Origin of the sequence: Rhizobium sp. CBN3 (assembly GCF_030518245.1) — a bacterium.
Classification (GTDB): Bacteria; Pseudomonadota; Alphaproteobacteria; order Rhizobiales; family Rhizobiaceae; genus Rhizobium; species Rhizobium aethiopicum_A.
Genome location: NZ_JAULSE010000001.1, coordinates 431,489 through 449,158 on the forward strand (window position 1 = coordinate 431,489; position 17,670 = coordinate 449,158).

The following is a 17,670-nucleotide window of genomic DNA, read 5'->3' on the forward strand; positions in this document are numbered from 1 at the left end:
CGATGTTCGCCTCGCCTGACAGGAGACGACGATGCTTGACCGGATAGCCGGTTTTTTCAGGCTGATCGGCCAGACGATCGGCCGCTGGGCCCGCCTGTTTTTCGCTTGGGCCTTCTGGCCCTTTCTTGCCGCGCATGGCTGGTACCAGCGCCGGAGCTGGCTGATCCGGCTGCCGATCATCGCATTCGTGGCGCTCTTCGCCGTACTTTACGGCTATTTCTTCTGGCAGACGCAGGTCTGGTCGAACTTCAACACCGCCTTTGTCGACCAATACCGGTTTTCGGAACGCAAGATTGCCGCGGGGCAGGAACTGCCGTCCGCCGAGGGCGCGAGCGGCGCGGCCACCAAGACCTGTCAGCGCTCAGCCATTGTCGATGTCACGGCTGACCTTACCGATTTCAACGTCAACCAGAACGCATGGATTTCTTCCATGCTGCTCTACAAAATGGGCTTCTTCGGGATCGACTGGGATCACACGCCCTTCCTCGACAACAAGGCCTCATTCCAGCGCGGCATCAACCAGGCAGTCCGGCGTACCTCGGCGGAGCTTGTCGATACACTCGGGCGCGTGCGCGGCACGTCTGGCATCAACAACGATCTGCAGAGCGCACGCGGCAATCTGCAGTTCGACGAATATAGCTGGTATTTCGGGCTCAATCCCTTCGGGCCTAAAACGCCGACGCCTTCCTACTACCGCTCGGCGATCGGCAGCTTACGCAAGTTCAATACTGATCTGTCCGCCTGCAACGTTATTTTCGACGGCCGCGCCGACAATCTGATGCAGTTCATCGATCGCATCGCCAACGATCTCGGCTCCACCTCCGACATGCTCGCCGAGCGCTCGGAACACCATAATCGCGGCTGGTTCGACACGCGTGCCGACGATCGGTTCTGGTTCGCCTACGGCCAGCTTTATGCCTATTACGCCATCCTGACCGCTGCGCAGGCGGATTTCTCGCAGGTGGTGCAGGAACGCAATCTCGGCGCGATCTGGAGCGGCACCACGAGGCAGTTCCAGGCGGCACTGCGCATCCAGCCCTCGATCATCTCGAACGGCCGCGAAGACGGCTGGATCATGCCGAGCCACCTCGCGACCATGGGCTTCTATATCTTGAGGGTGCGCTCGAACCTCGTCGAGATCCGGTCGGTGCTCGATCGTTAAGCGTTGCGCGTCAGCGGCGCGCCGCATGAACCTCGAAGCCAACGACGCGCAGCTTCTCGACGAATTCATAGGTGACGCCGACGATGCCGCCGCCGCTGGCATCGTCACGGAAGCGGCCGATGCTGCGCACATGCCGATATGGGCGCGGGACTGTGCTATCTTGTCGACGACAGGCTGTTCGAAGCGAAGAGACACGATTCCCCCAATTCACGGGACGACGTGCTGACCCTCTTCTGATTTTTCAGCTGATCAGCTTCAATCGAATTGCTTTTGCTACCAACTGGGTGCGATTGACGCAATCGAGTTTTTTGATCGCATTGGTCATATAGGCATTCACCGTATGATCGGAGAGCGTCAGGATCTGGCCGATCTCGATCGAGGTCTTGCCCTGTGCCGTCCAGCGCACGACTTCAAGTTCACGCGCCGACAGCGCATTGTGCGCGTTTTCCTCGTTGCGCTTGACCGCGTTGAATGCGTCGAGGGCATGCAGGATGATGATCGCCAGCTCGTTGACTTCGCTCTGGCCGAGCGCCGCACGTTCGCCGCAGAACCAGAAGACCAGGCGCCGGCCATCGACTGCAATGGTTGGCATTGCAACGCCCGCAGGTATCGCATGGCGCAGCATCAAGGCGCGCAGCTCGACCGGAAAGGCCTGTCCATTGACGGCATCGTTGAGGTGCCAGGCCTGCGGCACGGCTGACTCCCTCAACCGTATGCCGAAAGGGCAACCACGCATCATGTTGGCGCGATCGAAATCCCTGATATAGGCCGCGGGAAGCGAGCTTTCGATCAGCAGCGGTTTCAGGAGGAGGTCTTCCGGCGAGGGAGCGTGCATCAGCGTCGCATAGGACAGTCCGAAGGCCGCGGAGACTCTGCCGAGTCCTTGTGCAAACAGGCCGCGTGTTCCTGCAACAGCAAGTTCCGCCGAAAGCAACGACTGTCTTTCAGAGGTAGTCATGTAAGACATTTGTACGCTCCCGGCAGCCTCAATGTTAACGCTATCAAATACACAAACACCGCCGGACGCTAGCCCCAATTGCCTTATCTCAAGCCGATTAGGTCGAAAGGCGTAGAAATAGTCACGGCTGCGCGCGCCTCGGTTGAGTTGCGGCTTGCGCAAGTAGCGTTGTGGTATCTTTGACTTCTGCTGCGGCGGGACAGCTGTGGATACCGGCTGCTCCGGGCAGGAAGAGAATCGGGCCGGAAGAGCCTGGGCGGCGAGAGGCGCCAAAACTGGCTTGCTGCGGCACGATGCAATTGATAGGCGTATTATCATGTATAACTAAGGCGATTTAATCGTGCGCTTTGCATCCAGCCTGCATTTTAAGCATCTGTTTTCTCTGCCAGTACTTGTTTTTCTTTTGTTGAACTTGCCGGTCGATGTCGCGACCTCGCAGGCAGCCGGGCAGAAGGCGGCAGGGCAGCCGCCGATGCGCTTCATCCTCGTGCACCATCTCCTCTGCATGGAGGACTGTCCGGGATGGATATCGGCAGAGGGACGCATAACCTCCGACACGCCCGCGCAACTGCGAAAAATCCTCAAGAAGATCGGTAACCGAAAGCCGCCGATCGTCTTCCGTTCCGAGGGCGGGGATGTCGATGCCGCCTATGCGATGGGCCGTATGATCCGCAAAGCGGGTCTGGAAACGGCGGTAGGCGGCACTAGGCTGAAGGATTGCCCGCCGGACGATCTGCGCTGCGATGCCGCCATCGCAAAGGACGGGACCGCGCTTGGTAACACCTATTCGGACGGCGCATATTGCTTTTCCGCCTGCCCGCTGGCGTTTGCGGGCGGCACGTCGCGTGTCGCGTCACAATGGGCTTTCATCGGTGTTCACCAGATCACGACGATCTATAACAGGGTGCGCGTTTCCTACCGTATCGAATACAAGATCGTGAACGGCAAGAAGAAGGAAATCTCCCGCAAGGAAGTCGGGCGCAAGTCGGCCGGGCAGAGCAGCTCCACCAAGCTCGGCAAGAAGGCCAGCAACGCCCTAATGGCCTATTTGAAGGAGATGGGGGTCGATAAGGATCTGGTGGATCATATGATGAGCGCCACGCCGGACAGCATCAAGATCGTGCCGCCCGCAGAGGCAATTCGAATAGGCCTCATGACCGACATGCTGTCTTACAGCGAGCGGCCGGGAATGCCGCTTTGCGCACCGGATGCAGCCGCCGAGGCTGTCTGCCACGGACATCGGGCGGTCCAGCCGCCTCTGGCTGAGGCGCCGGTATCCGAGGCACCGGCGCAGAATGCCTCCGGAGGCGCAAGCGAGAGCCTGCCGAAAACTCGGCCCATGGATTTTCTCCTGATGTCCAACGGCAATTGCCAGGAAGAGTGCACGCAATGGATTTCGGCGGATGGAGACATCACGCCGGATACGCCGGCTCAGCTGGAAGCGATCCTGAAGGCGCTTGGCGAAAGGAAACTCCCGATCGTCCTTCAGTCCAATGGCGGGGATATGGATGCGGCTTTTGCAATGGGGCGTTTGATCCGTGCTGCAGGTCTGGAGACGTCGATCGGCAGAACGCAGTTGCCGAATTGTCCGAAGCAGGACCCGCGTTGCAAAGCCAGCATCGCCGAAAGCGGACTGACTGAAGGCGAAGTCTTTGCCGGCCGTGCGTACTGCCTTTCGACCTGTACTCTTGTCCTGATGAGCGGAACGCCGCGGATCGTCGGATATTCCGCTATCGGCCTCGTCAGACCGACGGCGTTTGAATACATGAAATTCTTCGCCTATTTCGATGAGATGGGCGTCACTGCCGAGACCTACGAGACGATGATGCTCGCGACATCAATTGAGCGAAAGCTTGTGCTTCGTTCTCAGGCGCTCGAGCTAGGCATCATCAATGGCGTTATTCCTTATGGGGAAGAGCCCGGCTCCCATGTCTGTGGCCCACAGGCGAAGGAAAGTCTCCAATGCCCTACAGCGCCGCGCGTTTTATCAGACGCGCAAAGGGCGCTGTAACATTTTGAATCTACGCACCATACCTTCCATGATCCAGCGTGGCCGCAAGGCGAGCGCTATTCACAGCTTGCCGATATTTCGATATCTCAATGACGAGGACAAATGCCCTCGCGCCTGCGCGGGCCGGGACGGGGAACATCCATGCCAGCAATCAAATCGGATATCGAGATCGCGCGCGCCGCGGCCAAGAAGCCGATCTTCGAGATCGGGGCGAAGCTAGGCATCGCGGCCGAGCAGCTCCTCCCCTACGGCCACGACAAGGCAAAGGTCAGCGCCGAGTTCATTGCGGCGCAGGCAGGCAAGAAGGACGGCAAGCTGATCCTCGTCACTGCGATCAATCCGACGCCTGCCGGCGAGGGCAAGACGACGACGACCGTCGGCCTCGGCGACGGGCTGAACCGGATCGGCAAAAAGGCAATCGTCTGCATTCGCGAGGCGTCGCTCGGTCCCTGTTTCGGCGTCAAGGGCGGGGCGGCCGGCGGCGGTTATGCGCAGGTCGTGCCGATGGAAGATATCAACCTGCATTTCACCGGCGATTTCCACGCGATCACCTCGGCCCACAATCTGCTGGCGGCGATAATCGACAACCACATCTATTGGGGCAACGAAGAGAATATCGACATCCGCCGCATCACCTGGCGGCGGGTCATGGATATGAACGACCGGGCGCTGAGGAGCATGGTCTCCTCGCTCGGCGGCGTCGCCAACGGTTTTCCACGCCAGGGCGGTTTCGACATTACCGTCGCCTCCGAGGTGATGGCGATCCTCTGCCTCGCCACCGATCTCAAGGATCTGGAGCGGCGGCTCGGTGACATCATCATCGGTTACCGCTTCGACAAGACGCCGGTGCATGCGCGCGATCTGAAAGCCGACGGCGCCATGGCCGTGCTGCTGAAGGACGCGATGCAGCCGAACCTCGTGCAGACGCTGGAGAACAATCCGGCCTTCGTGCATGGCGGTCCGTTCGCCAATATCGCTCATGGCTGCAATTCGGTGACGGCGACGAAGACGGCGCTGAAGCTCGGAGAGTATGTGGTGACGGAAGCGGGATTCGGGGCCGATCTCGGGGCTGAAAAATTCTTCAACATCAAATGCCGCAAGGCCGGGCTGAAGCCGGACGCGGCCGTTATCGTCGCGACCATCCGGGCGCTGAAGATGAATGGCGGCGTGAAGAAGGAGAATCTCGGCACGGAGGACGTCGCGGCGCTGAAGAAGGGCTGCGCCAATCTCGGCCGCCATGTTGCCAATGTGCGCCGCTTCGGCGTGCCCGTCGTCGTCGCGATCAATCATTTCGTCACGGATACCGATGCGGAGATCGCGGCGGTGAAGGAATTCGTCTCGCGGCTCGGCGCCGAAGCGATCCTCTGCCAGCATTGGGCCAAAGGTTCGGCCGGCATCGAGGAACTGGCGCACAAGGTGGTGGAACTGGCCGAATCGGGTCAAGCGAAATTCCAGCCGCTCTATGGGGACGACATTTCACTGTTCGAGAAGATCGAGATCGTCGCCTCGAAGATCTACCATGCCGGCGAGGTGACCGCCGACAAGGCGGTGCGCGATCAGCTGCAGACATGGGAGGAGCAGGGCTACGGCAAGCTGCCGGTCTGCATGGCGAAGACGCAATATTCCTTCTCCACCGATCCGAACCTGCGCGGCGCGCCGGAAGGCCATATCGTTTCGGTGCGCGAGGTGCGGCTCTCGGCCGGCGCCGGCTTCGTCGTCGCCATCACCGGCGAGATCATGACGATGCCGGGCCTGCCGAAATCGCCGTCGGCGGAGCGGATTTTTCTAAATGAGCAGGGTTTTATCGAGGGGTTGTTCTGATCAGGCGTGGTGAAGGGACGGATGCGGCCTCTCAATCCTCCCTTCTCCCCTCCGGGCCCGAGGGGAGAAGAGGATATGCCGCACCGTCTCCGTTCCCCGCCAGTTGTCGCTTGATGACGGGATTCTAGCCCTTCAACCGTCAATGACAATAACGATAGCCGCCCTTCCTTTCGATGACGTCGAGATGGAAATGGGTTTCGTGGGCCGCGTCGCTTTCGGGGTCGAGGACGGTGGTGAAATAGAGGCAGCCGGCGGCGCTGACGGCGCGTTGGAAGGCGCCGGTAAGTGTTGGATCCTCGCGGCGGGAGCGCACGGCGACGTCGTCGCCCTTTTCGAAATGGAAGCTCGCAATATCGATGGCGTTGCCGCGGGCATGTTCGGAGATCCTGCCTGTTTCGGCGCCGTTGCGCAGGCGGCACATATAGGCAGTAGCCTGGTTGACGGCGGTGATACGGCCCTGCTCAGGCAGGGCGGCGGAAGCGGCAGGGATGACGCTCTCCTTCATCCAGCGGGCAAGTGCGAGTGCCACCGGGCAGCGGATCGTTGCCTCCGGCTTGAGGGCGATACCGGGCAGAGCCTCGGAGACGATGATCGGTTTGTCGATGCCGCAGCCGTTGCCGTCATCGATGCGCGGCGTTTCCTTGAAGACGACACCCAACTCCTTGAGTGCGGCAGTGCATTCGGCATGCTCGGCGTCACTTTCGGATTCGATCGTCAGATGCTGCTCTTCAAGCGTCTGCTCACCGAGCGGCTTTTCTTCCGGCGGAGTCTGTGGACTTTCGAGCTGGCCCGGCGGAAGCGGCGGGCCCTGAATAGGTTCTGCAGGCTCAGGCTTTGCCGGTTCGGCTGGCGGAGCAGGCGACTGGGCCGGTGCTGATGTCTCCGGCTCCTTTACGTCAGGTTTCGGCTGAGGGGCAGGCACCTGTTCAGGCACGGAGGGTTCCACTTTTTCCGAGGACGGGGGGGTAGGACTGGTCGTCTGCCCGGCATCGGGCCGTGGCTCGGGCAATGGGCCGTGCGGGGGCAGGCGGGCGCCGGCAAGAAAGGCGGTAGCGGCAAGCAGGATCGCTAATGTCGAAAATTTTCTCAATCCATCCGGTTCCCAGTATTGGTGGCTAGAAGCAACGCATGAGAGCGATTTTCGTTGCAATCGTGCAACGTTTTTGAGGGTCGCCAAGGCTTGATGGATTTCCAAAATAATGCCGTGGCTTATGTTGACAACGCCAGGGTGCTTTCGAACCGCCAATGCCAATGGCGGCGATGCCTTCGATTTCGACTAAGGTGTCGCTCACGAAGACCTTCTGATTGCCGGCGACACACCTTCACGGCTGGGGAGGGGCGGCTTTCGGGCCGCCCGTTTTCATTGCGCAATCGCCTCTTGCGCGGCGGCTGATCTCAGGCTAACAATTTTTCCATGATCACGTCCTTGAACATTGCTGTTTGGTGGTGGGCTCGCTGAGGCGGCCTCGACCAATCGTGTCCAAAGACGACGACGAGTGAGCCGCCCGAAACTTCGAGGCGGCTTTTTTGTTTTATCGCCGCCTGTCGTCCGGGCCCCGATAACGGAGTGGAACAATGGTAACGATCCTGCGGGATGATGGTGCGGAAATCTACGAGACCAAGGGCGGCATATCCGTCACGAGGCAGCGGCGGGCGATCCCTTACGGCGATGCGGTCTCCTCCTATATCGACAAGCTCGACGAACGCCGCGGCGCTGTGTTCTCGTCGAACTACGAGTATCCGGGCCGTTATACGCGCTGGGATACCGCCGTCGTCGATCCGCCGCTCGGCATCTCCTCCTTCGGCCGTGACGTCTGGATCGACGCCTATAACGAGCGCGGCGAGGTGCTCCTCGGCTTCGTGACCGAGCGGCTGAAGACGATGTCCGACCTCGTGCTCGGCGCTTCCTCCGCCCGCCGCCTCGACCTCTCCGTCAAGGCGCCGGACCGGGTGTTCACCGAGGAAGAGCGCTCGAAGATGCCAACCGTCTTCACGGTGCTGCGCGCCGTCACCGACCTCTTCTATTCGCAGGCCGATGCGAGCCTCGGGCTCTACGGCGCCTTCGGCTACGACATTGCCTTCCAATTCGATGCGATCGATCTGAAGCTGACGCGGCCTTCCGACCAGCGCGACATGGTGCTCTACCTGCCGGACGAAATCCTCGTCGTCGACAATTATGCCGCCAAGGCCTGGATCGACCGCTATGATTTCGCGAAGGACGGCGTGACGACCGAAGGCAAGGCGGAAGATATCGCGCCCGAGCCTTTCAAGCAGACCGATGCCATTCCGCCGAAGAGCGACCACCGGCCGGGCGAATATGCCGAACTCGTCGTCAAAGCCAAGGAAAGCTTCCGCAAGGGTGATCTTTTCGAAGTTGTGCCGGGGCAGAAGTTCATGGAGCGCTGCGAAAGCAAGCCTTCCGATATCTCCAAACGGCTGAAGGCGATCAATCCGTCGCCCTATTCCTTCTTCATCAATCTCGGCAATCAGGAATATCTGGTCGGCGCCTCGCCCGAGATGTTCGTGCGCGTCTCCGGCCGCCGCATCGAGACCTGCCCGATCTCGGGCACGATCAAACGCGGTGACGATCCGATTGCCGACAGCGAGCAGATCCTGAAGCTCCTGAATTCCAAGAAGGACGAATCCGAGCTTACCATGTGTTCGGATGTCGACCGCAACGACAAGAGCCGTGTCTGCGAGCCGGGCTCGGTCAAGGTGATCGGCCGCCGGCAGATCGAAATATATTCGCGCCTCATCCACACGGTGGATCATATCGAGGGGCGGCTGCGCGACGACATGGATGCCTTCGATGGGTTCCTCAGCCACGCCTGGGCGGTCACCGTCACCGGTGCACCGAAGCTCTGGGCGATGCGCTTCATCGAGAGCCATGAAAAGAGCCCGCGCGCATGGTATGGTGGGGCGATCGGCATGGTCGGCTTCAACGGCGACATGAATACCGGCCTGACGCTGCGCACGGTGCGCATCAAGGACGGCATTGCCGAAGTGCGCGCCGGCGCGACGCTACTCAACGATTCCGACCCGCACGAAGAAGAAGCCGAAACCGAACTGAAGGCCTCCGCCATGCTTTCCGCCATCCGAGACGCCAAGATCGGCAATTCCGGCAAGATCCAGCGCGACGTTGCTTCCGTTGGCAAGGGCGTCAGCATCCTGCTCGTCGACCACGAGGACAGCTTCGTCCATACGCTGGCCAATTATTTCCGCCAGACGGGAGCGACGGTTTCGACCGTGCGCACGCCAGTGCCGGAGGAGATCTTCGATCGGCTGAACCCCGATCTCGTCGTGCTGTCGCCTGGACCCGGAACGCCCAAGGACTTCGACTGCAAGGCGACGATCAAGAAGGCGCGGGCGCGCAACCTGCCGATCTTCGGCGTCTGCCTCGGCCTGCAGGCGCTCGCCGAAGCCTATGGCGGGGAATTGCGCCATCTGGCGCTGCCGATGCACGGCAAGCCGTCGCGCATCCGCGTGCTGGAACCGGGCATCGTCTTCTCCGGCCTTTCGAAGGAAGTGACGGTCGGCCGCTACCACTCGATCTTTGCCGATCCCTCGACGCTGCCGCGTGAATTCATCATCACGGCTGAAAGCGAAGACGGCACGATCATGGGCATCGAGCACGCCAAGGAGCCGATCGCCGCGGTGCAGTTCCACCCGGAATCGATCATGACGCTTGGCGGCGATGCCGGCATGCGGATGATCGAGAACGTCGTGGCGCATCTGGCGCGCAAGGTGAAGACGAAGGCGGCTTGATGGCAATTCCGGTTCGCCCTTCCTGTTTGCGGGAAGGGCGGGCCAGGAGCGGCGTCGAACGTGTCCTTAGAGGCTTCGCCCTGAGGTGCGTAGCCCGTAGGGCGAAGCCTCGAAGGACGGGCGGGCATTCCGGACTGGATACAACAGTTACGCATGGAACAACGCCGCAAAGATCTTTCGAGGCGGTTGACTTTGTCAGTCAAATCAGAACATTTCAGGAACGATCAACCGGGACCCATCACCGTGGCCAATGCTGAAAAGTTCATCGTGCTCCCTTACCGCAAGAACCGCGGCAATCTTGTGCCCGGCGAAATGCGCCAGGCATCGAATTCCGTCAGCGCCGAAAAGATCGCCTCGGCGATGGCTGAACGGTTTGTCGGCGTGGCGGCCTATGCCGTGATCGTCGACGAGGAAACCGGCGACATGTCTTCGCCGCGACTGCTCGCCCGATATGGCGAAATTGCCGATCTCAACGCTGCCTGAGGCGCCGTTTTCACAGTGGAAACGTCGCTTTACCTGCCGGTCAAAACCTTCCTCGAAGCGGCCGGTTATGTCGTCAAGGGAGAGGTCGGCGGATGCGATCTCGTCGGCCTGAGCGATGGCGAGCCGCCGGTCGTGGTTGTCTGCGAACTGAAGCTCACCTTCAACCTCGAACTGCTTCTCCAGGCGGTGGATCGCGCGGCGATGAGCGATGAGGTCTGGATCGCGGCGCGCGTTTCGGCCAAGGGGCGCGGGCGAGAGACGGACAAGCGTTATCGCGACCTCTGCCGGCGGCTCGGCATCGGCATGCTCGGCGTCTCGGATGGCGGCGAGGTCAGCGTCATCGTCAGTTCCATCTCGCCGATGCCGCGCACCAATCCCAAGCGGCGTTCGCGCCTCGTCAAGGAGCATCAGCGCCGTCGCGGCGATCCTGCCGTTGGCGGCGGCTCGCGGGCGCCGATCATGACGGCCTATCGCCAGGAGGCGCTGCTCTGCGCGGCCGCGCTCGACCAGGGAATTGTGCGCCCGCGGGATATGAAGGCGCTGACGCCGAAGGCCGGTCCGATCCTGCGCGACAATGTCTATGGATGGTTCGAGCGCCAGGAAAAGGGCGTCTACGCCCTGACGTCGGCAGGCCAGGCCGCTCTTCTGCGGTGGCCACAATCTCTCCAGTCCGATCCCGCTCCCTCGGCGGTGTAGAGGATCGCGTATCATGTGCCTGCACTGCTTTCCCATAGGGACGCGGCCACAGCTGAGAAGGACGCGTCATTCTCTTTGACAAATCCTCCATCATCGCCCATATCACGCTCAACTGGGCCGCCTGCGCGACATTCGCGTGGGCGGTTTTGCATTTCAATGGCTTAGACCCTGCAATTCATTCGCAACCGCAGGAGGACGATATGAACGACAACGGCGACCTGACGGTTCGGAAGCTGGCAATGTGGGGCATTCCGCTGTCGCTCGGCGTCATGGGGCTGAAGATGGTGGCCTGGTGGGTGACCGGATCGGTGGCGCTGCTGTCGGACGGGCTCGAATCGACGGTCAACGTCGTGGCGGCGTTCATCGCTTTCTTCGTCATTCGCTACGCGCAAAAGCCTGCCGATCACGACCACCCCTTCGGCCATCACAAGGCGGAATATCTCTCTGCCGTCACCGAGGGCGTACTGATCGTCGTCGCCGCGCTGCTGATCGTCAACGAGGCGGTCGGCTATCTCGCTGCGCCGCGCATGCTCGATGCACCGGTGCTCGGCCTTGCGATCAATCTGGCGGCTGGCGTCATCAATGCGGTGTGGGCGCGGCTTTTGATCCGCGCCGGGCGCACACACCGCTCGGCGGCACTGGCGGCGGATGGGCAGCATATCATGTCGGATGTGGTGACATCCGTCGGCGTGCTCGCCGGGCTGCTGCTGGCGCTGGCGACGGGTTACGCGATTTTCGACCCGGTGCTTGCCATCCTCGTTGCCATCAACATTCTCTATCAAGGCTGGAAGGTGATTTCGCAATCGATCAGCGGCCTGATGGATCAGGCGGTCGAGCCGCAGGAGGAGGAGGCGATCAAGCAGGCGATTACCACCCATGCGGCGGGTTCGATTGGCGTGCACGACCTGAAGACGAGGCGGGCGGGCGCCGTCACTTTCATCGATTTTCACATGGTGGTGCCCGGCACTATGTCCGTGCGGCAGGCGCATGATATATGCGATCGCCTTGAGGATGCCATCAGAGCGGTGCATGAGGGCGCCAAGATAGCCATTCATGTGGAGCCGGAGGGCGAAAAGGCCCATGGCATCCGCGTCAAAGTCGTCAAGGAGGCATGATGCCGAATACCGATGTTTCCAGCCTGTCGATGCTGGGTCAGCAAACCGAAACCGCGAAATCGCCGGAAGAGGCGGTGCTGGAAAAAGTGCCGTCCAATCATGCCGGCACCGACTATGTCGTGCGCTTCACCGCACCGGAATTCACCTCGCTCTGCCCGATGACGGGGCAGCCGGATTTCGCCCATATCGTCATCGACTACATCCCCGGCGAATGGCTGGTGGAATCGAAGTCGCTGAAACTCTTCCTGTTTTCCTTCCGCAATCACGGCGCCTTCCACGAGGATTGCTCGATTTACATCGCCAAGCGTATCGTCGAACTGCTCGACCCCAAATGGCTGAGGATCGGCGCTTACTGGTATCCGCGTGGCGGCATTCCGATCGACGTCTTCTGGCAGACGGGCAAGCCGCCGGAAGGTGTTTGGCTGCCGGAGCAGGGTGTTGCTACCTATCGTGGACGTGGGTGAGCCGCGGTGCCGCCAAAGGCGGCAGCAATCGATCCAGTGAATCGATTGCAGCGGCGAACGCCCTGAGCCAAAGCAAAGGGCTGGGCAACAGTGCGGCAACTGAATAGCAACTGCCGCCCTTTTCTGCCTGTTAGAGTTCAAACATCCGTAACGTCGCCGGACGAGTCATCGCTGTAATCGTCGCCATCGTCGTAATCGGCCTGCTGCAGGTTGTCGTCATTGTCATTGCCGGCATTATCCGCGGCCTGACGGGTGTCGTCATTGCCATAATAATTGTTGATGATGGTTTCTTCGGTCGGTGCGGCGGCATTGCCGAACGGATTGGCGCCGAAGGGCGACCCCCAGCCGAGCGAAGACATATGGTTGCCGAAGATGCCGCTCAGCGAGTTGGCAAGCAGCATGCCGCCGGCAACGCCGGCTGCCGTGCCGAGCGCGCCGCGCAGGAAACTGCCGCCGGCAGACGGCGCATAGGCCTGCTGGCTCCAGGGGCCGGTGGGCTGCTGCGGCGCCTGACGATCGTAGGCGCGCGGCTCGTCATAGGCGCGGGACGGCTGCCCCCAGGGGCCGGGGTTGGAGGGGACAGGCGCGGGGTGCTGCGTTTGGGTATTGCCGAAGATCGAGCTCAGGAAGCCGCCGCCCTGTTCGGCCTGGTGGTGCTCGCTGGCTCCGGCTTCAAACTGCCGGACGCGCTCCTCGAGTTCCTTGATGTGGTTGGCGGCCGCTTCAAGCCCCTTTTCCTGCACGATGACGGCCTGGGCAAGATAATAAGTGGCGGACGGCTGCTCGCGCGTCGCCTGGTCGATCAGGGCTTCGGCCTCGCGGTCGCGCGGCTGGGCTTGCGCCGTGCGCACGCGGTCGAAGAGGGCGGTCAGCAATTGGCGTTCTTCCGGTGACATGTCCGGTCTCCTGTTGATCTCGTTTGGCGGTTGCCATGTGAGAGGTGAGGTAGGAACCGATTCCGGCTTTTCAAAGCCTTCCACCGTTACATTTCAGTAAGGCTTGCGGAACGGTGCGCGGCTTCTTAAGGATATCTCCACCGCTTCGGTGCCTTGTGTTTTTCCCGCATTGTTTTAGGCATTGAGTCGCACTATGTGCGAGGAACCCGAATTCATCTCCGAGAGGTTCGAATGAACGACGAAGAACAGGACGACAAGACGAAGGAACTGCCGCTCGGCAAGGAAACGGAGGCGAATCTTTTCAAGTCGCGTTCGATCTTCATCTATGGACCGATCAACCAGGAACTGGCGCAGAAGGTCTGCTCGCAGCTTGTCGCACTTGCCGCGGCGAGCGACGAAGACATTCGCATCTATGTCAATTCGCCCGGCGGCCACGTCGAATCCGGCGATTCCATCCATGACATGGTCAAGTTCATCAAGCCGAAGGTCTGGATGATCGGTACCGGCTGGGTCGCTTCGGCTGGCGCGCTGATCTACGTCGCGGCTCCCAGGGAAAGACGCCTGTGCCTGCCGAACACGCGCTTCCTGCTGCACCAACCGTCGGGCGGCACGCGCGGCATGGCATCCGACATCGAGATTCAGGCACGTGAGATCATCAAGATGAACGAGCGCCTGAACAAGATCATGGCGGAGGCCACCGGCCAGCCGCTCGAGAAGATCGCCAAGGACACGGATCGCGACTACTGGCTCTCGGCCGAAGAGGCGAAGGACTACGGCCTTGTCTCGCGCATCGTGACGTCGCAAGCCGACATCTGAGTTTTCTCGGTCGGAACCTTCGAAACGCGCCCTTGCCTGCCGACCGCGGGTGAGGGCGTCTTGATTTCGGACGGTGCTTGCGGTCATCGACCGGCAGAGCTGGACGGAAAGCCTCAATCTGGACTTGCGCGGGCGGCAACCATCATGCTCCATGCGCCATTTCCAGCAGCTCAGAGTCCGCCATGCTCAAAGATTTTTCCGTCCAGGCCCTATTCATGGGTCTGCTTACCGCTTTTGTCGGCTCCGCCAGCTCCTTCGCCGTCGTGCTGCACGGGCTGCAGGCTGTGGGTGCGACGGATGCGCAGGCCGCTTCGGGGCTGATGGCCTTGTCGATCTCCATGGGCGTCTGCGCGATCGTGCTCAGCGCCGTGACTCGACTGCCGATCAGCATCGCCTGGTCGACGCCGGGGGCGGCGCTGCTCGCAAGCACAGGCGCAACCGAGGGCGGCTTCAATGCGGCGGTCGGCGCATTCCTCGTCTGCGCCGTGCTGATCATCATTGCCGGGCTGTTTAAGCCGCTCGGCCGGGCTGTGGCCGCCATTCCCGCGCCGCTCGCCAATGCGATGCTATCAGGTGTGCTGATCGGTCTCTGCTTTGCGCCGGTGAAGGCGATCGGCTTCAATCCGCTGCTCGGTCTGCCGATCGTCATTTCCTGGATCGTCGTCGGCGCCTTCAAGCGGCTCTGGGCGGTGCCGGCCGCGCTCGCAGCCTTCGTGCTGGTGCTCGCCTTCGGCGTCGATATTCCCGAGGGCGCCTTCGCCTCACTCGAACGATCGCTGGTGCCGGCGGCGGAAATCGTCCACCCTGTGTTCAGCCTCGCCGCCTTCATCTCGATCGCGCTGCCGCTTTTCATCGTCACCATGGCCTCGCAGAACATTCCCGGCATCGCCGTCCTAAAGGTCAATCACTACGATCCGAAGCCAGGTCCGCTCTTTGCCGTCACCGGCTTCTTTTCGTTGCTGTCGGCGCCTTTCGGCGGCCACGCCGTCAACCTGGCGGCCATCACCGCGGCCATGTGCGCCGGGCATGACGCCCATGCCGATCCCAAGCGGCGCTATTGGGCATCGCTGATCGCCGGCGTCGGTTATGTGATCCTCGGGTTGCTCGCCGGCGCGGTGACGGCTTTCGTCGCCTTGGCGCCGCCCATTCTGATCGAAGCGGTGGCGGGACTGGCGCTGGTCGGAGCCTTCTCATCCTCGGCGATGTCGGCTTTCCAGGCGCAGGAATCGCGCGAGGCGGCTGCGATCACTTTCCTCGTCACCGCATCCGGCGTTTCCTTCGGCGGCATCTCAGGCGCCTTCTGGGGATTGATCGCCGGCGGGTTGATGCTGGCGCTGTCGCGGCTGGTGAAGATGTCGAAAGATCGCGCTCGGCAGAAGTAACGGAGAGCCGGCGGACCGCGAGGGCTTGCCAGCTTCACCGCCCAAGGTTATAAGCGCGGCCATGAAGACCTCTGGCGCTAAGATTTCCGATACGATTGCACGCGGCCGCATCGCCCTGCGTGACGTCTCGAGCGCCGTGACCTCGCTTCTTCTCCTCGGCCTTACGCGCGGTTGCCGGGTCCGTTGAGGAGCGCCCGGCGGCCGAAAGCCCGCCCGGCATCGCTCCTCGCGATTCACTTTCAAAATTGACCGAACGACCGACGAAGGTCCGCATTTGTTTATCGCCAAGTCCGATGCGATCGGCTAAGAGGCGGGGCAAATGCCGGGACGAGGAGACAAGACAATGGACAATACCAACAGCCGATCCTCCGCGAAGGGCATGCCCGATGCCGCGATGAAATACCGGCCCTATCCGCAGGTGAATATTCCCGACCGCACCTGGCCGACCAAGACCATCACCAAGGCGCCTGTGTGGTGCTCGGTCGATCTGCGCGACGGCAACCAGGCGCTGGTCGACCCGATGGGCCACGATCGCAAGGCCCGGATGTTCCATCTGCTGCTCGAGATGGGCTTCAAGGAAATCGAGATCGGTTTCCCCTCCGCCTCGCAGACGGATTTCGATTTCGCCCGCTGGTGCGTGGAAGAGGGCAACGTGCCCGCCGATGTCTCGCTGCAGGTGCTGGTACAGTGCCGCCCGGAGCTCATCACCCGCACCTTCGAAGCGCTGGAAGGCGCAAACCGGCCGATCGTGCATTTCTATAACTCGACCAGCGAGCTGCAGCGCCGCGTTGTTTTCGCCAAGGATGTGCAGGGCATCAAGCAGATCGCCGTCGACGCCGCCAAGATGATCACCGACATGGCCGCCAAGGCCGGCGGCGGCTATCGTTTCGAATATTCGCCCGAGAGCTTCACCGGCACGGAGCTGGAAGTGGCGCTGGAGATCTGCAACGCCGTCATCCAGGTGGTCAAGCCGACGCCGGACAACAAGCTCATCATCAACCTGCCGTCCACCGTCGAGATGGCGACGCCGAACGTTTATGCCGACCAGATCGAATGGATGTGCCGCAATCTCGACAATCGTGAGAACCTGATCGTCTCGCTGCATCCGCATAACGACCGCGGCACCGGCATCGCCGCCGCTGAGCTGGCCTTGCTGGCAGGCGCCGACCGCGTCGAAGGCACGCTCTTCGGCAATGGCGAGCGCACCGGCAATGTCGACGTCGTCACCATGGCGCTCAACATGTTCACGCAGGGCGTCGATCCCGGGATCGACTGCTCGAACATCGAGCGCATCAAGGAAGTGTTCGAATATTCGAACCAGATGGCGATTGCCGAGCGTCACCCTTATGTCGGCGAGCTGGTCTATACCGCTTTCTCCGGCTCGCATCAGGATGCGATCAACAAGGGCATGAAGGCGGCGCAAGTCGCCAATCATCCGGTCTGGGAAGTGCCTTATCTGCCGATCGATCCGCGTGACGTCGGCCGTTCCTACGAGGCGATCATCCGCATCAACTCGCAGTCCGGCAAGGGCGGCATCGCCTATATCCTGCAGCAGGATTACGGGCTCAACCTGCCGCGCAACCTGCAGGTCGAATTCCGTGAAGACATCCAGCGCATCACCGATATCGAGGGCAAGGAGCTTCCCTCGAAGCGCATCTACGATCGCTTCATCGAGCGCTACGTGACGCAGCCGGAGGCGCGCCTCAAGTTCGTCGACCACCACACCTATCCCGACACCGAGCACAAGGGCCAGCGGATCGTAGCAGCTGAAATCACCGACAATGGCGAGATCAAGCGTATCGAAGGGCGCGGCAACGGCCCGATCGACGGCTTCATCAACGCATTGTCGCATTATCTCGGCATCGAGATGTCGGTCGAGGATTATTCCGAGCATTCGCTGCAGCACGGCTCGAACGCGGCGGCGATCTCCTATGTCGAGACCTCCTATCCCGGCGGCAAGCTCTTCGGCGCCGGCATCAATACCAACATCGTCGCGGCATCGCTGGAGGCGATCGTCTCGGCTGCCAACCGGGTGCTCGAGGTGAAGGCCGGCAAGGCCTGATCGAATAGGTTCAGGCCGTGATCGTCTCGGTGCGGCGCG

The 17,670-nt window shown here is 61.4% G+C and carries 14 protein-coding genes and 1 pseudogene; 11 read left to right on the plus strand and 4 right to left on the minus strand.

Translation table 11 applies throughout. From position 1 onward, the window contains the following. The first annotated feature begins 31 nt into the window (after positions 1 to 31). Complete coding sequence (locus QWJ46_RS02165; RefSeq protein WP_302748820.1) at positions 32 to 1,162, plus strand: DUF2333 family protein; 1,131 nt, start codon at positions 32 to 34, stop codon at positions 1,160 to 1,162. 10 nt (positions 1,163 to 1,172) lie between these two features. Here QWJ46_RS02165 and QWJ46_RS02170 read toward each other — a convergent pair. Together QWJ46_RS02170 and QWJ46_RS02175 are read right to left on the minus strand one after the other, a co-directional pair. Continuing rightward, positions 1,173 to 1,301, minus strand: a pseudogene (locus QWJ46_RS02170) (diguanylate cyclase); the annotation flags it as partial. A 102-nt stretch (positions 1,302 to 1,403) separates the two neighbouring features. After that, positions 1,404 to 2,129 (minus strand): LuxR family transcriptional regulator, encoded by a 726-nt coding sequence (locus QWJ46_RS02175; protein ID WP_184454080.1) that lies wholly within the window; start codon positions 2,127 to 2,129, stop codon positions 1,404 to 1,406. Positions 2,130 to 2,460: 331 nt separating this feature from the next. Here QWJ46_RS02175 and QWJ46_RS02180 point away from each other — a divergent pair, with 331 nt between their 5' ends. Together QWJ46_RS02180 and QWJ46_RS02185 are read left to right on the plus strand one after the other, a co-directional pair. After that, positions 2,461 to 4,131 (plus strand): hypothetical protein, encoded by a 1,671-nt coding sequence (locus QWJ46_RS02180; RefSeq protein WP_302748821.1) that lies wholly within the window; start codon positions 2,461 to 2,463, stop codon positions 4,129 to 4,131. Positions 4,132 to 4,272: 141 nt separating this feature from the next. Continuing rightward, the gene (locus tag QWJ46_RS02185; protein WP_184454084.1) at positions 4,273 to 5,952 is read left to right on the plus strand and encodes a formate--tetrahydrofolate ligase; all 1,680 of its coding nucleotides are present in this window, start codon (positions 4,273 to 4,275) and stop codon (positions 5,950 to 5,952) included. A 139-nt stretch (positions 5,953 to 6,091) separates the two neighbouring features. Here QWJ46_RS02185 and QWJ46_RS02190 read toward each other — a convergent pair whose 3' ends face one another. Further along, complete coding sequence (locus tag QWJ46_RS02190; RefSeq protein WP_302748904.1) at positions 6,092 to 7,102, minus strand: extensin family protein; 1,011 nt, start codon at positions 7,100 to 7,102, stop codon at positions 6,092 to 6,094. 425 nt (positions 7,103 to 7,527) lie between these two features. On the opposite strand from QWJ46_RS02190, the gene QWJ46_RS02195 reads away from it, so the two are divergent. From QWJ46_RS02195 to queF, 5 genes are all read left to right on the plus strand, one after another. After that, a complete protein-coding gene (locus QWJ46_RS02195) occupies positions 7,528 to 9,717 on the plus strand; it encodes an anthranilate synthase (RefSeq protein WP_302748822.1) in 2,190 nt (729 codons plus the stop codon). A gap of 243 nt (positions 9,718 to 9,960) precedes the next feature. Further along, positions 9,961 to 10,200, plus strand: coding sequence for a hypothetical protein (locus QWJ46_RS02200; RefSeq protein ID WP_003561395.1), 240 nt, complete (start codon positions 9,961 to 9,963; stop codon positions 10,198 to 10,200). 15 nt (positions 10,201 to 10,215) lie between these two features. After that, positions 10,216 to 10,896, plus strand: coding sequence for a DUF2161 domain-containing phosphodiesterase (locus tag QWJ46_RS02205; protein ID WP_302748823.1), 681 nt, complete (start codon positions 10,216 to 10,218; stop codon positions 10,894 to 10,896). Positions 10,897 to 11,096: 200 nt separating this feature from the next. Further along, positions 11,097 to 12,011, plus strand: coding sequence for a CDF family cation efflux transporter EmfA (gene emfA / locus QWJ46_RS02210; RefSeq protein WP_302748824.1), 915 nt, complete (start codon positions 11,097 to 11,099; stop codon positions 12,009 to 12,011). Then, positions 12,011 to 12,475, plus strand: coding sequence for a preQ(1) synthase (gene queF, locus QWJ46_RS02215; protein ID WP_064810998.1), 465 nt, complete (start codon positions 12,011 to 12,013; stop codon positions 12,473 to 12,475). The genes emfA and queF overlap by 1 nt, the downstream gene beginning before the upstream one ends. Positions 12,476 to 12,612: 137 nt before the next feature. Here the strand turns inward: queF and QWJ46_RS02220 are convergent, their stop codons facing one another. Then, positions 12,613 to 13,371, minus strand: a complete 759-nt coding sequence (locus QWJ46_RS02220) for a DUF2076 domain-containing protein (protein ID WP_302748825.1) — start codon at positions 13,369 to 13,371, stop codon at positions 12,613 to 12,615. A 231-nt stretch (positions 13,372 to 13,602) separates the two neighbouring features. On the opposite strand from QWJ46_RS02220, the gene QWJ46_RS02225 reads away from it, so the two are divergent. The 3 genes from QWJ46_RS02225 (at position 13,603) to leuA (ending at position 17,631) form a co-directional block, all read left to right on the plus strand. Next, complete coding sequence (locus QWJ46_RS02225; RefSeq protein WP_011426306.1) at positions 13,603 to 14,187, plus strand: ATP-dependent Clp protease proteolytic subunit; 585 nt, start codon at positions 13,603 to 13,605, stop codon at positions 14,185 to 14,187. A gap of 182 nt (positions 14,188 to 14,369) precedes the next feature. Then, on the plus strand, positions 14,370 to 15,569 hold the full coding sequence (locus QWJ46_RS02230; RefSeq protein ID WP_302748826.1) for a benzoate/H(+) symporter BenE family transporter: 1,200 nt from the start codon (positions 14,370 to 14,372) through the stop codon (positions 15,567 to 15,569). A 343-nt stretch (positions 15,570 to 15,912) separates the two neighbouring features. Next, entirely contained in the window at positions 15,913 to 17,631 is a 1,719-nt protein-coding gene (leuA, locus tag QWJ46_RS02235; RefSeq protein WP_302748827.1) for a 2-isopropylmalate synthase, read from the plus strand. Positions 17,632 to 17,670 lie beyond the last annotated feature (39 nt).